This window comes from Gluconobacter cadivus (assembly GCF_015244745.1).
GTDB lineage: Bacteria > Pseudomonadota > Alphaproteobacteria > Acetobacterales > Acetobacteraceae > Gluconobacter > Gluconobacter cadivus.
In genome coordinates this window covers 23,707-37,927 of record NZ_JABCQI010000003.1, presented here as the reverse complement: position 1 = coordinate 37,927, position 14,221 = coordinate 23,707, and the positions used below count along the sequence as shown (strand labels likewise).

The following is a 14,221-nucleotide window of genomic DNA, read 5'->3' as shown; positions in this document are numbered from 1 at the left end:
AAAACCCATCAAAAATAGAGGTAAGTAATGATCAGAGTTTTTGTCCAGATGAGCTATGGATATGGCGCCAGAAACTGGAATAACCGATTCCGTCAGGGAAAGATTCTCGGCACCAATGAGCCTTATGCTTATGGATACCACCGAGCCAATTCAGATAAAATTAAAGTAACATACTCTGAAGATATCGTAAAAGAAAACCCGATTCAAAAATCTGTTCGCTATGCTGCACGGTTAATACTTGGCTTCGATTTTATACAGGTCTGGAGAAACCGCAAAGAAATCGCAAACGGAACAGATGTGGTTTGGACCTACAATGAATCGCAGACACTTGGAGTTATGCTCTTAAAAAAATTATTCTCTCTGAATAAGATTAAAGTTATCGGACAAAGCGTATGGCTGATTGATAAGTGGCCTAAAAATAAAATTAGGCAAATGCTTTATCGATGGCTCTTGAGGGATGTTGATGTTCTGACTTTTAATAGCAAAGTAAACTCTGACATTGCAAAAATAATGTTCCCGAATAACAGAATTGAATTTACAAAATTCGGAATACGCTGCGACGAAATGATTCCGTATTCTGAAAAAAATACGGGAAATATTATAGCTGTTGGTAACGATCGTTCACGAGACTGGAATACGCTCGCTGTTTGCGCCTCTCATATGAAAGATGAGAAATTTTTCCTCGCTACACAAAGTGCCTCCGCAATCGCCATTGCGGGCAAGCACCCCAACATGATCATTGCCGGCTTAAAGACCAATGATGATATGGCTTCTTTCTATGATAAAGCTATTCTAGTTATCGTTCCATTGGAACGTAATAACTATGTAAGCGGCCTGACGGTTGTAGAGGAATCTGGAGTTATGGGTGTTCCATGTATTGTAACCGATACTGGGGGGCTTAGAGACTACTTTAATGATGACATGGTCTATTTTGTTCCTCCCAACGATCCAGAAGCGCTACATAATGCTATAAAATTTCTTTTGGACAACCAGGATAAACGTGCGCAGATGGTAAAAAATATACAAGATTATATGAAAAATTCTCTCAACAGTGAAACCTATGCAAAAGAATATGTTGATATCACCATGGACCTGAATAGATCATATCATTGGATATAAGTTTATCTTTAAATAATAAGAATATTACTTTTATATTTGAAATAGCTGGACGGCATGGCTCTTTCGTGAACGTCTGACGCAGTGTGGCATTGGAAGGCTCTTCGGGTACTCAATGCCATACTGCTCAACGCCGGTTACTTGCCTATATCGGGCGGGTCGATATCATCTATACTATGCGTCACTTTCTGTTTTTGGAGAGGATTCACGTCATCGCGTAACAATCCAGAACCAAGGCTCTACATTTTGCAACAGATCCACGACAAAAGCACCATCGATTAATAGTTTTTCAGTCCCTCCATTTTGTGAAATAGGTTCCTGATTTCCATAATTTTCCAGACATCATTCATGAGACTATGACCTTCCGGGTAAAGTCTTGCCGGGATTCAAAATCCCTTTGGGATCAAAGGCCGTCTTGATGGCCAGCATCATGTCCAGAGCTGAAACGTTTTTATGCCGCGCCATGGAAGGCAGTTTGCAAAGACCAATACCGTGCTCCGCCGAAAATGTTCCACCCATGTCAACTGCGAGTGCATCAATAGCAGCGCGTAAAGCTGCTTCGACGATAGGATCGTTTTTTGAAGGCCACACCGTATAATGGATGTTTCCGTCTCCAAAATGCGCGACAGCAATATCACTAAATCCGGGATCAATCGCCCTCATTATTTCTGGAATGCGGTCCATATATTCCGCGATGCGTTCCAGCGGTACGGCAATATCGGTGTCAATTACCGGGTGCCTGTGAAAAGCGAGTTCAGCAGCAGCCTCTCGAAGCGCCCACATCTCCTGACGTTGCAGATCGCTTTGTGCGATAACGGCATCCGCCAGGATCCCCCGCTCCAGGGCGTCAGCCAGCACTGTTTCCAGAAGTTCTTCCAGTGCTTCATTTCGCACGCTTGCAAGCTCCACCAGTAACACCGCAGGATAGGCGGTATCGAAAAACCGGCGCGTATTCGGCATGAGTTTCTCATATCCGGCAACATAGTTGCGAGACATGAATTCGTAAGCCGTCACTGCATTTCCCGATGCATCCTGAAAAGCATTCAGCAATGCAGGCGCTACTCTCAGATCCTCAAGCGCGACGAGTGCGGTCGCGTGATAGGCCGGACGAGGATGAAGCTTCATGATGGCCGCGGTGATGATCCCGAGTTGCCCTTCCGCTCCGATGATAAGATCACGCAGATCAAAGCCGGAATTGTCCTTTTTCAGGGCTGTCATAAGATCGAGAATGCGTCCATCCGGCAGCACGACTTCAAGCCCAAGACAGAGATCGCGCACATTCCCATAACGCAGGACATTGCTTCCTCCCGCATTGGTGGAGAGCACCCCTCCCATCATCGCCGAACCCGCAGCACCGAATGCGAGAGGGAAGGTCAGCCCGTCTTGTTCGACAGCCGAATCCAGTGCTGCGACAATCACACCCGCCTCGACAACGGCCACGCGGGCATCGCGCCTGATTTCGCGAATTCTGTTCATTCGTTCAACGGAAACCAGAATGGACTCCGGCCCGTAAGCGCCTCCATTGAGGCCCGTATTCCCGGCAATCGGAACGACAGGAATACGGTATCGATTGGCAAGACGAAGGACGGCCGCAACTTCCTCGCACGTTCCGGGACGAACGACGGCAAGAGGTCTGCCTTCGAACTGTCCTGTCCAGTCCTTCGCCCAGCGAGCCGTTTCGTTTCCCGTAAAGATCTGCTCTGACCCGACAATCGCCTGCAATCTCGCATGGAGCGCCTGTATGCGGTCATCCATTTCCATCATCATTCCCGTCCTGAACTCATATTTCGATCCATACGCCCTTCAGTCCTCACCACATCCGTCGAATATTTGTTCCGAGAACCAGAGATCATACGGACGGCCGAACTGCATTCTGCCAAGCTCGTGCCACTACATATTCCAGAGATTCTTTATGCCTGATCGTTTCGATCAAAACTTTTTTCAAACACCTCATACTGGCGGTCAAGGGGTATAAGCTGAATAAATACTGAGAGGTCCAATTCTGATTATGCCAGTGGATTTAGAGCGAGATTCTGCTGTTTGTATCCCTTATCGTTTCAGCATCACACCAAATTCCCTGGCTGGAACGGAACTGCCGATATGCTGACGAAAAACGGTTATAAAATCCTTCTTCTGTCGGGTTGTGCGCTGTACTTTCAGCCGTCGCTCGCGGCATCAAACACAAAAAGCGGGAAACCTGCTTTCATACACAATGCTCCGCGAGCCAAAGCCACTCTCCCCCAAACCAAGAAAGCTGCACCTCCTCATAAAGACGAATATATTTCGGTCCATAAACAGGTGGTTGGCGCCAACGGTGTTACGAACACGACACCAGGCGGAGGTCTCATGCCTGTCCAGACGGCCGCGAAATCAGTCAGCGGCGTCTCGCGTGACTATATTGCCAAGCAGTCCCCAACAGCCAACGCCGTCACCCTGCTTGCGATGAGCCCCGGTGTGGTCGTTTCAACAAATGATCCTCTTGGCCTCAGTGACCGGATGAACGTCTCCATTCGTGGTCTGAACCAGACCGAACTTGGCACGACTTACGAAGGTATGCCCGCAGGCGACCGCCTTTATTACACGCCCTTTGCCACTGAATGGTCCGATACGGAAAACATCAGCCATCTCGACGTTTCTCAGGGCTCTCCTGATATTGATGCACCTGTCTACAACTCGGTAGGCGGGCAGATCCGGGCTTCGGCGCGGCAGCCTTCCCGCAAAACTGGCGGATATATCGACCTCAGTGGTGGTAACAAATCTCTCAACCGGCAGTTTATCCGCCTCGACAGCGGCGAAATCGGACATACCGGGATCCGGAACTACACATCCTTTTCCCATACGGAAGTGAACAACTGGCGCGGGTCAGGCAATACGAAGCGCTACCATGTTGATAGCCACTTCCTGAAGGAATGGGGCCATAACAGCATCGCCCCGTTCTTCGCATGGAACTGGATGCGCACGGACGTCTACACCAATCCGACCCTCAGCCAGTGGAAGCAGTACGGTATTTCCTACAATTATGCCGGAAAATACTCTTACGGAACCTCCAATTACTACAAGCTGCGCTTCAACCAGCGGCAGAACGTCATCGCCGCCATACCGACGGAGTTCGAACTCCTGCCGGACCTGACATTCAAGATCACGCCGTACATCATGTATACGCGTGGCTTTATCAACAGCGGCGCGAACGTTAACGGGAATTCGATGTTCGTCGGAGACCAGTCGGTCGGCACGGTACAACTCCCCTATAGCGTCAACAATGTCGCCACGGTAGAAAACGTCGATGCCTATACTCAAACCGCGGGAGGCCAGAACGCGACCCTGACCTGGAAGCACAAATTCAACACGCTTCAGGTCGGTTACTGGTACGATTACTTTGATCACAACGAAAACACCTCGTACACGCCGGTCGAACCGAACGGCAACGTGATGAACGAGTATGGCGGCAATCCGATCAAATCGTCTTCTGGAACGGTCATCGGGACCTATAACGGTCATCTCATCCAGCAGACAAACGCCATTTTCATCAACGATACGATGAAATTTTTCAACGATCGCCTCGTGCTGAATGCCGGGTTCAAGGAAGTCATGGTCTCCCGCCATGCGACCAGTGCGCTGCCTGGGCCGACTTATGCCGTCAACAAAAACGATGCCGAACCGCTGCCGCAGCTTTCGGTCAGCTATCGCATTACGCCGCATGACCAAGTGTATTTCAGCGCCTCGACGGCTTTCAAGGAACCGGCCGCGCTGAGCGCCTATGTCGACATCTACAGCGCCACAACGGGGAAAAAGACCAGCAGCCATTCGAGCAATCTCAAACCGGAATACTCAATCTCCGAAGAGATTGGATACCGCCATTACGGCGCAGTCAATTTCTCGGCGGCAGCGTTCAATTACAATCTGACCAATCGCCAGATTTCCAGCATTACATACGTCAACAACAGCCCGCAGTCCTTCTCGGTCAATGGTGGCGGCCAGACGATCCGTGGCGTACAGGCGGAACTGAGCCTTCCGGCATGGCATCATTTTTCTCCGTATATTTCGGGGCAGTACCTCCATTCCGAAATGGGCAACAATATTCAGGTTGGAAACGACTACCTGCCAACCAAGGGGAAAGCTTCGGTTCTTGCCCCAAAATTCACCGGCTCGATCGGTCTGAGCTATGACGACACCCGTTTCTTCGGGAACTTCACATTCAACTATGTGGATTCACAATACAGCACCTTCATGAATGACCAGAGCATTCCGGCATTCAAAACGGCCAATCTTTCGGCTGGCTATCGTTTCCAGAAAATCGGCCCGGCCCAGCATCCGCAGATCCAGCTTAACCTGATGAATATCGGTGACGAGCATTATCTGTCCGGCGTGAACGGCATTGCCACAAATGCTCATGCGACAAAGGGTATTTTCGGGACGGCGATTGCGGCAGGTACGCCGACCTATTACGTCGGGGGCGATTTTGCGGTCGCATTCTCCCTGAGTTCCGACTTCTAACGACAATGCACATTTCAGAGGCTCCCCTGCCCGTCCGGCATGGTATGGTGCAGGCAGGGCGGCACTGGAATAATCCCTGGCTTGTTTTTGGACTGGTGCTGCTCCCGGCAACATTTCTGATGGCCATCGATAAACAGGCGATGGTCGTCATGGCGCCGCGCATCCAAAGTAGCCTTGGTTGCAGTCTGGGGCAGATCAGCAACATCATTTCCGCTTACTCCTTCACCTATGCCCTGTGTCAGCTTCCGGCCGGGTGGGTATGCGGCAGGCTGGGAGCGGCCCGGACTTATGCACTGGCGTGCCTGTTCTGGTCCTTCGCTCTGCTCGCCACTGCATTTGCAAGCACGATCTGGGAGTTGGTGCTGTGCCGCGCCCTTCTCGGCATGGGTCAGGCGCCGGACTGGACCGCCGCCCTGATGACCGTGCAGCAACGTTTTCGCACCACTCATCGCTCTTCTGTCATTGCGATTCTTCTGGCAGCGCTTTCTTTGGGGGCAGTCGTCGGCGCACCTCTTTCGGTTTTTCTCATGACGTCGTTGTCATGGCAGCTATGTTTTGCGATCTACGGAATAACCGGGGTCCTGCTCTTCGGCATCCTTCTGGCCTATGCCCTGAAAGCAGAAGACCCTTCCATACAACAACAGCAGGCAGTTCCGGTGGAGCCGTTCGCTCTGTCCCGCCTGTATACAATCGGAGGGGCCTATTTCTGCCTGATGGGGGTCGAAGGATTCTTTCTGGCGCTGTTTCCCCTCTATCTGCGGAATATGTTCCATCTGAACATGAGCCATGTCGGGTGGTATGTTTCCGCCTCATACCTCGTCATCCTGCTCTCAAAGCTTCTGGGGGGCTTTGCCTCGGACCAGCTGCTCCGCGCGGGCCTTTCGCAATGGAGCGCCCGTGTCCCGCTCGGAATTGCTGGTCTTGGCGGGGGAACCGCCTTTCTTGCTGTAGCCCTGATGACATCACGCAGCGCCGCTATGCTTCCGCTCGCACTTGTGGCCGCAGCCTTTCTGGGGCTGGGTCAGATTTCGATCTGGGCCTGCGTGCAGGAATTTGGAGGATCATCCACGGCGCGGCTGTCGTCGTGGACGCAGTTCTTGGGAAACCTGTCCGTTGCCGTGGTGCCGCTCGCCATGTCCTGGAGCGTTACGATCCTGGGAAACTGGAGGATGGCTGACGGATTTCTGATCTTTCTGGGACTGGCAGGAATTGGGGCTCTGGCCTGTGTCCGAGCGCCCATCAGGGCCTGAGGGTGAGGTCTCCGATCAGGAGAGCAACGGCGGCGCGGGTGGGTTCGATCACGGGACGCTGGCAGATATCTTCCAGATGCGGCTGAAAATGCGCCATGCCTGCGCAGCCCATGAGGATCGTGTCCGCGCCCTGATCGACGAGACGTTTTGCCGCATCGACCATCCTGTCGAGTAGTGCATGATCCGTGGCTCCGGCGGCTGTGGTGCCGATACCGAGACTGCCGGCATAGCGCTCGCTTACGCCCATCCCGCGCACCAGACGACGCTGACGAAAGACCGATTTTTCGGACAGGGCGATAATGCCGAAGCGGTCTGCGCGGGTCAGGGCATGCAGGATCGCGCTTTCCCCGATCCCCCGGACCGCAGCGCCCGGCGTGTTTTCACGCGCACCCGCAACGCCCGGGTCGCTGAAACAGGCAACAGCGTAAGCCTCGGCCGGATTGGCGCGGATGGCGCGCTGCACCAGTGGCGCGACCTCGTCCGCATCGCTCTGCAATGCAACACCCGGCGGAGCGTCGGGAAGATCCATCACATCGATCCGAAAAGGCGTCCGACTGCGCATCGGGGCAAGCGCCGCATCAATCGCACGCGTCACCTGAGACGAGGAATTGGGATTGATGACGAGAATACGGTCAGGGAGCATGATCGGTACACGCCTTGGGAACGGGTTGTGTGGGAAGGGCCGCACTTTCGGGCAGGTGCCATTTATGGATCAGGGCAAGATAGGTGCCGTCCTGCTGCAGGGCTGAAAACGCTTTTGAGACGCGGCAGGTGAAGTCGGCGTCTCCTTTGGGCAGCCCGATCCCCAGCGGGGACAGATGGAACGGCTCGCCTAGCGCCTGAAGCGTGTGGCCGCTGATTTCAACCGTCCAGGGAAGTGTCAGGCTGTCCTGCAGGGCCGCGACCACGCGGCCTTCGCGGAGTTGAAGCCGCGCATCCGCCGAATTTTCGGTCGCGAACAGGAGGACAGGCGGACGTTTTTTGGCCACGCAGTTGCGGTCGCTCCAGGCCAGAAGCTCGGCCGGGACGGAGGTCACGCGGCTGGCGGCCACCCGGCGGCCGCAGAGTTCGGGAAGGCTGGAGGGGGCGTGAGCATCGCCGGAGAGCGTTACGAACTGGAAACCCGATTGCAGGTAATCAACGAAAGACACGCTCTCCCGCCTTAAGGGCGTATCCACCATGCCATTGAAAAACATCCTGATCCGGCCCGTTAGAAGGGACGGAATGAGCTGTGCGAAGCCCGTCTCGACCATCCGGGGTGTCATGCCCATCCGCTGGCTCAGGGCCGTTGCGAGATCGACATCGAAGCCTTCGAGGTCGCCCGTTGTGGTGTCGCGCATATCGAGCGGTGGATAGCTGGGATACAGCCCCAGCGGGAGATCAGGGGTCTCGGCTCTTGCGGAACCGAGACCCAGCAGCGCGGTGACCGCGAAGGCGCGCCGCAGAAAGCGCGCCACAGCCGGGGGCATCGCGCAGCACATCATCGACGGGTCGGGAAGGTCGGCGGCACGAGCGTGTTCACCGAACGGCCCAGCCGGTCACGCTGGGCAACGGAATCCACGATCCGGGCCTGCTCCTCGACCAGACGGGAGGTCGCACCTTCATAATCCATGGTGAGCACCCTCCCCTTCTCCACGACCTTGCGGCCTGCCACATAGACGGAGTGGATGGCGCGGTCATCGGCGGAGAAAATGAGCGAGCGTACCGGGTCGATCGAGGGGCGCATCATCGGATGCGACAGATCGACCAACACCAGATCGGCCGGACCACCGGTTTTCAGGCGGCCGATATCATCCCGTCCGAGCAGCGAGGCGCCGACGCAGGTCGCGGCATCGAACACGTCTCGTGTGGAGACGGCTTCGGGGCTCTGTTCCTGTATGCGACCCAGATAGGCCGTCAGACGCAGATCGTCGAGCATGGTGTGCGGATAAGTATCAGTGCCCAGTCCGATGCGGATTCCGGCGCGTTTGTAGCGTCCGAAATCCTTCAGGACGTAACCGCGACGGGCGAAAACCGTGGCGCAATGCGCAACGGCGGCCTCCCGGCTGACGAGGATGTCGAGGTCGCGTTTCGTGTGCCAGGGCGTGGAGGGATGGTCATCCAGAAAGATCGCATGTCCGACAATGCTGCGGCGGGAGAGCACGCCCAGACTGTCGAGCCACTGAACGGGCGTCATACCGTGGCGGCGGGTGATTTCCTGAAACTCGACGATCGACTGCGCCGCATGGGTTTGCCACGGCAGATCGCGCTTTTCTGCGGCAACGAACGAGGCTTTCAGAATTTCGGGCGAGCAGGTGTCGATCTGGGCCGGGACGATCATGCCGGACAGACGACCCGATGCGTGGGCCTCGGCTGCGTCCACGGTTTCCAGCGCTTCGTCCATCGAGCGCTGGCCTCTATCCTCGCTCCAGCTGTAATCGACGGTATAGCCGTTCGTGGTTTTCCATGCCGCCGAACGGAACATCGGCCCCAGACAGACGCGCAATCCACTTTCCGTCGCCGCATCGAGCCAGCCGGCCCATGGGGTGGAGAGATCCACGACCGTAGTCACGCCCGAAAGCAGCATTTCGCTATAGGCCACGCGTGCGCAGTCCGGCTTGCTGGCGGCATCGGCGCGGAAGACCGGCATGTATTCGTACAGGGACGAATAGAACAGGCCGGGAGAACCGAGTTCGTCGAACATGCCCCGGCTCATGGGTTCCGTCGCGGGGTGGGAATGGACGTCCACCAGACCGGGCATAGCCATGAGATCGCGCCCGTCCACATCGACTGGAAGGGTCGCGTACACATCCGGCATTTCCGATGCCGGGCCGGCGAAAACGATCCTGCCGTTCTCGATCACGAGGTCGGTGTCGGGCGCATAGACATGCCCCGCACTACGCTCGTCCCACAGAACGGCCTGTCGCAGGCCGGAAATGCGGATCGGACGGGCGGTCATGGTGCGGTCGACCCGGCCGCTTCACACGCCTCGAAGTGACGGGCGATCTGCTCTCCGGTCGCGATCCAGACGTCACGACATTCGATCGTGTAGAGCAGGAAATTGCGCAGCAAACGTAGGCGCATCGGACGGCCGCTGACCAGCGGGTGCAAGACGGTGCCGACCATGGCGCCCCAGGCGCGGGTTTCGTCCAGCTCGTCCTTCCACATGGACAGGACATGTTCTTTCGGGAAGATCGAGCGCGCACCAAAGCGGGTGCTGAGACCGTGCATCCAGTCATCGAAACAGGAGGACGGCGGGAGTTCGACGACGCCCGGCGAAAGATCCGGCAGGACCTGACGGTAGGGGCGCACATCGTCGCGCCACGAACTGGAATAAAGCATGCCTTCGCGCTTGAGCGCCGTGCGGAGTTCATCGCAACTTTCGCCATAGGGTGCCCTGTAGCCCACAGGGCGGACACCCTGCTTGGCCAGTGCCTCGAAACCGCGTGCCAGTTCGTCCTCGATATGTGCCGATCCGGGATCGGGCAGCAGGTGATGATAGCCGTGATGGCCGACTTCATGGCCGTCGCGCAGGACGCTTTCCACCATCGACGGATAGGCATCCGCTGCCCAGCCGGTCGTGAAGAACGTGGCCTTGAGGTCCAGTTCGCGCAGCAGTTCGAGGACCTTGGGCAGTCCGACGCGGGCTTCATAACCGCCATAGGACATCGAAACGAGTTTGTCCGCGTGGGACGGGTCCTTGCTGGTGATGGCGCTTTCGGCGTCGATGTCGAAAGACAGCATCATCGCGGCCCGTATCCCGTGCGGCCATGGGAATTCCGGCGCTGGACCTGCGAGGTTCGAGGGGCGGATCGGAACATCATCGTAGCTGCGAATCATGGGAGTATCTCCGCTTGGAAAGTATCAGGCTGTTGATTTCTGGCCGAGAACCGCCGCGAGGAACGCGCGTGTGCGGTCTTCGCGTGGGGTTCCGAAAAAGTCGGCGGTCGGGGCGTCTTCCAGAATGACGCCACCATCCATGAACAGGATGCGATCGGCGACCTCCCGGGCGAAGGAGAGTTCATGGGTGACGACCAACATCGTCACGCCGCTGGCCGCGACGCTTTTCATGACGGCCAGCACATCGCCTACGGATTCCGGGTCGAGCGCGCTGGTCGGCTCGTCGAACAGCATGACGGCAGGCTTCAGCGCCAGCGCGCGGGCGATCGCGACGCGCTGCTGCTGGCCGCCGGACAACTGCGCGGGATAATGATCCGCACGATGCTCCAGCCCGACGCTGCGCAGAAGCTCCAGCGCTTCGGACCGGACTTCCGCAGCCGGGCGCTTCTGCACGCGCACTGGCCCTTCCATGACGTTTTCAAGCGCCGTCATATGCGGGAACAGATTGAAGCGCTGGAAAACCATACCGGCCAGACGCCGCTGACGGGCAATGTCATGCGCGCTTCGAGGGACCAGTCGTCCGTTGCGTTCCCGGAGACCGAGCAACTCCCCGCTCATGACGATCAGTCCGTCTTCCGCTGTCTCAAGCTGGGCGATGCAGCGCAGCATTGTGGTCTTGCCCGACCCGGAACCGCCAAGGACACAGACGACTTGTCCCGGAGGAATATCGAGCGACACACCGCGCAGAACGGGGTTCGCGCCGAAGGATTTGTGCAGGTTCCTGATCCAGATCGCAGGTTCGGTCATGAGGATTTTCCTCGTGCAAAGCGGCGTTCAAGCAGATGCTGCAACGGCGAGAGAACAGTCACGGCCGTGAGGTACCAGAAACCTGCGACGATCAGCAGTTCGATCACCCGCGTGTTGGCGTAATAGATCGTCTCCGCATTGTGCAGGACTTCGGGATACTGGATGAGGCTGGCGAGTGAGGTCAGCTTGATCATGTTGATGAATTCGTTGCCAAGCGGCGGGATGACTGTCCGGAAAGCCTGCGGGAAGATGATGCGGCGCATGGCCATCAGGCGCGTCATACCGATGGCGGAGGCGGCTTCATACTGTCCGCGATCCACGCTCTGGAAACCGGCGCGGAAGATTTCGGCAATATAGGCGGCCTGATTGAGCCCCAGCCCGAACAGGGCCGAGAGGAACGGCGTCATGAGATCGACCGTCCGGTACGAGCCGACGCCCGGCAGGGTGACATGCGGGAAGATCAGCGCGAGGTTGAACCAGATCAGCAGTTGCAGGATGACCGGCACGCCCCGGAACAGCCAGACATATAGTCCCGAGACGATGCGGGGCAGCCACGCTGTGGACAGCCGCCCCAACGCGAGGACAATCCCCACCACCATCCCCAGCGCCATGGCGCATATCGCCATCAGCAGCGTGGCGCCAACACCGCGCAGGATGGACGGCACGAACAGGAACTGACCGACATAGCGCCATTCGATCTGCCCGACGGCGAACGCATGAATGATCCAGGCGCAGAGGGCGAGCAGCACGACGCCCGAGGCGATCTGCGTCCATGCGATACGCCCTCCGCGCGGCAGGGCAAGAAGCCGGGAAGCCTCTGTCGTTCTGGTCATGGTATGGATCCGTCTGAGTCTGTAGCGGGGAGAGCGGCATCTTCAAGGGACCAGCGCTGGAGAAGGCGCGCATAGGTTCCGTCTGCTCTGAGATCGGCAAAAGCGTGAGAGACCTGCGCCTTAAGTTCAGCGTGTCCTTTGGGAAAGGCCATCGACAGCAGCATGTTCGACAGGGGCTTTCCGAGCCTGCGAAAGGCGTGACGGGTGATGTCGATGAAATATCCGACCGTCTCGCCCCCCTGCACCATAGCGGCGACGCGCCCCTGAAGGAGCTGTATCCGGGCGTCGGCCCCGCTTTCGGACGGGTAGAACACCATCGCGGAACGTCCCTGCGCCTCGCAGTGGTCGTGACTCCACTGCCGGATCATGGACGGAAAGGACGTGGCGCGGCTGGCGGCGACCTTTCGTCCGCACAGCATCTCGGGGCTCTGGACTTCGCCCTCTGAAAGGACGAGGACCTGTGCGCCGGATTTGAGATAGTCCAGAAAATCCAGAAAGGCGCGGCGTTCAGGGCGGTCGGAAAATCCGCTGAGGATCATGTCGGTTCGACCGCTCTGGACCGAGGGGATCATTTGCGGGAAGGCCGTCTCGACCCATTCGGCCTTCACGCCCATGCGGGCCGCTAGAGCATTTCCGAAATCGATATCAAAACCGGTCAGGCGGTCCGTGACCGGATCGCGGAATTCAAGCGGTGGATAAATCGGATTAACCGCAATCCGGAGCACTCCGGAAGACGCCTGTGCGCCCTCCACATGCCCCCAGAGGAGACAGGCCGTCAGAGACAGGAGTGTCCGGAATGTCGACGTCATCAGCCGATTTCGTCCTCCGGGTAGACGACGCCCGTCTGGCTTGTGATGCGGGTATACCATTGCGGCCGCCGGTGTGCCTCGAAGTTGAACATCTTGGTCTTGCCCTGCTGGCAGAGATCAAGATCACAGTCCGCGACAATCACTTCGTCGGCAAGGGTCGTGGTCTGGGCCACGATCTGGCCGTTGGGATCAACGATGCAGCTTCCACCGATCAGGCAGGACCCGTCCTCGTCGCCCGCCTTTGCCACAGCCACGGCCCAGCAGGCATTCATATACGCATTCGCCTGCGCGACGAGCTGCGCATGGAATGTCCGCAGATCCGCACTTTCGGTATCGCCACCGTTTGGATCGTAAGCGGCGGAGTTATAGCCGACACAAAGCAGTTCCATCCCTTGCAGGGCCAACGTGCGCCAGGCTTCCGGCCAGCGGCGGTCATTACAGATCAGCATGCCGATAAGGGCATCGGACCATTCCGCTCCAGCCCGATAAACCGGAAAACCGAGGTCACCATATTCGAAATAGCGTTTTTCAAGCTGCTGGAATTTCGCGCCAGCCCGAGGTTCGACCGAACCCGGCAGGTGGACCTTGCGATACTTACCAAGAACCGTGCCATCACAGGCAACAATAATACTGGTATTGAAACGTTCCCCTTCCGGAGTCAGTTCCGCATAACCAACATAGAAGCCAATACCAAGCTCTTTCGCCCGATCGAACAGAGGCTGGACCTCAGGATTAGGCATGGAACGTTCATATTCCTTCAGAAGCTCCGCTCCTTCGAGCAGCCACCGCGGGAAGAATGTCGTAAACGCGAGTTCGGGATAGACAACGAGTGTGGCGCCTTTTGAGACAGCCTCTTCCAGCAGGGCGATCATGCGCTGGACCGTTTGGTCTCGCGTATCGGCTTTCTGTGTCGGCCCCATTTGGGCTGCGGCAATCCGAATGATCCGTCCCATAGTCATTTTCCCTCGTCCGGGTCTCATTTATGGCACGATGGCGAACTTCTTCGCACATTTGCCGGTCACAAATTCATTGCCATTTTGTTTCGGTTCGCTCAATAATCCGGCTAATCAGATATCCCTCCCTCATATTCAAA

The 14,221-nt window shown here is 56.8% G+C and carries 12 protein-coding genes; 3 read left to right on the top strand and 9 right to left on the bottom strand.

The window, feature by feature from the left end; genetic code table 11:
- Positions 1–48: 48 nt before the first annotated feature.
- Complete coding sequence (locus HKD28_RS05830; protein ID WP_194267515.1) at positions 49–1,119, top strand: glycosyltransferase; 1,071 nt, start codon at positions 49–51, stop codon at positions 1,117–1,119.
- A gap of 351 nt (positions 1,120–1,470) precedes the next feature.
- Here the strand turns inward: HKD28_RS05830 and HKD28_RS05825 are convergent, their stop codons facing one another.
- Positions 1,471–2,871 carry an FAD-binding oxidoreductase gene (locus HKD28_RS05825; RefSeq protein ID WP_194267514.1) on the bottom strand — a complete coding sequence of 467 codons (1,401 nt, stop codon included), beginning with the start codon at positions 2,869–2,871 and terminating at the stop codon, positions 1,471–1,473.
- 591 nt (positions 2,872–3,462) lie between these two features.
- On the opposite strand from HKD28_RS05825, the gene HKD28_RS05820 reads away from it, so the two are divergent.
- Together HKD28_RS05820 and HKD28_RS05815 are read left to right on the top strand one after the other, a co-directional pair.
- Positions 3,463–5,610 carry a TonB-dependent receptor gene (locus HKD28_RS05820; protein ID WP_194267513.1) on the top strand — a complete coding sequence of 716 codons (2,148 nt, stop codon included), beginning with the start codon at positions 3,463–3,465 and terminating at the stop codon, positions 5,608–5,610.
- Positions 5,611–5,615: 5 nt separating this feature from the next.
- Positions 5,616–6,860, top strand: coding sequence for an MFS transporter (locus HKD28_RS05815; RefSeq protein ID WP_194267512.1), 1,245 nt, complete (start codon positions 5,616–5,618; stop codon positions 6,858–6,860).
- On the opposite strand, the gene HKD28_RS05810 is transcribed toward HKD28_RS05815, so the two are convergent.
- Genes HKD28_RS05810 through HKD28_RS05775 form a run of 8 tightly spaced genes read right to left on the bottom strand, consistent with a single transcriptional unit; the run spans position 6,850 to position 14,081 of the window.
- Complete coding sequence (locus HKD28_RS05810; protein ID WP_194267511.1) at positions 6,850–7,503, bottom strand: aspartate/glutamate racemase family protein; 654 nt, start codon at positions 7,501–7,503, stop codon at positions 6,850–6,852. The genes HKD28_RS05815 and HKD28_RS05810 overlap by 11 nt on opposite strands.
- Positions 7,493–8,329 (bottom strand): ABC transporter substrate-binding protein, encoded by an 837-nt coding sequence (locus HKD28_RS05805; protein WP_194267510.1) that lies wholly within the window; start codon positions 8,327–8,329, stop codon positions 7,493–7,495. The genes HKD28_RS05810 and HKD28_RS05805 overlap by 11 nt, the downstream gene beginning before the upstream one ends.
- Before the next feature lie 11 nt (positions 8,330–8,340).
- Positions 8,341–9,798: an amidohydrolase family protein gene (locus HKD28_RS05800; protein WP_194267509.1), complete on the bottom strand. Its 1,458-nt coding sequence runs from the start codon at positions 9,796–9,798 to the stop codon at positions 8,341–8,343.
- Entirely contained in the window at positions 9,795–10,679 is an 885-nt protein-coding gene (locus HKD28_RS05795; RefSeq protein WP_194267508.1) for a polysaccharide deacetylase family protein, read from the bottom strand. Before HKD28_RS05795 ends, HKD28_RS05800 begins: the two co-directional genes overlap by 4 nt.
- A 24-nt stretch (positions 10,680–10,703) precedes the next feature.
- Positions 10,704–11,486: an amino acid ABC transporter ATP-binding protein gene (locus tag HKD28_RS05790; RefSeq protein ID WP_194267507.1), complete on the bottom strand. Its 783-nt coding sequence runs from the start codon at positions 11,484–11,486 to the stop codon at positions 10,704–10,706.
- Positions 11,483–12,319, bottom strand: coding sequence for an amino acid ABC transporter permease (locus HKD28_RS05785; RefSeq protein WP_194267506.1), 837 nt, complete (start codon positions 12,317–12,319; stop codon positions 11,483–11,485). The genes HKD28_RS05790 and HKD28_RS05785 overlap by 4 nt, the downstream gene beginning before the upstream one ends.
- Positions 12,316–13,128: an ABC transporter substrate-binding protein gene (locus HKD28_RS05780; RefSeq protein ID WP_194267505.1), complete on the bottom strand. Its 813-nt coding sequence runs from the start codon at positions 13,126–13,128 to the stop codon at positions 12,316–12,318. Before HKD28_RS05780 ends, HKD28_RS05785 begins: the two co-directional genes overlap by 4 nt.
- A complete protein-coding gene (locus HKD28_RS05775) occupies positions 13,128–14,081 on the bottom strand; it encodes an N-carbamoyl-D-amino-acid hydrolase (protein WP_194267504.1) in 954 nt (317 codons plus the stop codon). The genes HKD28_RS05780 and HKD28_RS05775 overlap by 1 nt, the downstream gene beginning before the upstream one ends.
- Positions 14,082–14,221 lie beyond the last annotated feature (140 nt).

Coding starts and splice junctions, on each gene's coding strand:
- HKD28_RS05830 (WP_194267515.1), top strand. CDS start 49: ATGAGCTATGGATATGGCGCCAGAAACTGGAATAACCGATTCCGTCAG.
- HKD28_RS05825 (WP_194267514.1), bottom strand. CDS start 2,871: ATGGATGACCGCATACAGGCGCTCCATGCGAGATTGCAGGCGATTGTC.
- HKD28_RS05820 (WP_194267513.1), top strand. CDS start 3,463: ATGCCTGTCCAGACGGCCGCGAAATCAGTCAGCGGCGTCTCGCGTGAC.
- HKD28_RS05815 (WP_194267512.1), top strand. CDS start 5,616: ATGCACATTTCAGAGGCTCCCCTGCCCGTCCGGCATGGTATGGTGCAG.
- HKD28_RS05810 (WP_194267511.1), bottom strand. CDS start 7,503: ATGCTCCCTGACCGTATTCTCGTCATCAATCCCAATTCCTCGTCTCAG.
- HKD28_RS05805 (WP_194267510.1), bottom strand. CDS start 8,329: ATGCCCCCGGCTGTGGCGCGCTTTCTGCGGCGCGCCTTCGCGGTCACC.
- HKD28_RS05800 (WP_194267509.1), bottom strand. CDS start 9,798: ATGACCGCCCGTCCGATCCGCATTTCCGGCCTGCGACAGGCCGTTCTG.
- HKD28_RS05795 (WP_194267508.1), bottom strand. CDS start 10,679: ATGATTCGCAGCTACGATGATGTTCCGATCCGCCCCTCGAACCTCGCA.
- HKD28_RS05790 (WP_194267507.1), bottom strand. CDS start 11,486: ATGACCGAACCTGCGATCTGGATCAGGAACCTGCACAAATCCTTCGGC.
- HKD28_RS05785 (WP_194267506.1), bottom strand. CDS start 12,319: ATGACCAGAACGACAGAGGCTTCCCGGCTTCTTGCCCTGCCGCGCGGA.
- HKD28_RS05780 (WP_194267505.1), bottom strand. CDS start 13,128: ATGACGTCGACATTCCGGACACTCCTGTCTCTGACGGCCTGTCTCCTC.
- HKD28_RS05775 (WP_194267504.1), bottom strand. CDS start 14,081: ATGGGACGGATCATTCGGATTGCCGCAGCCCAAATGGGGCCGACACAG.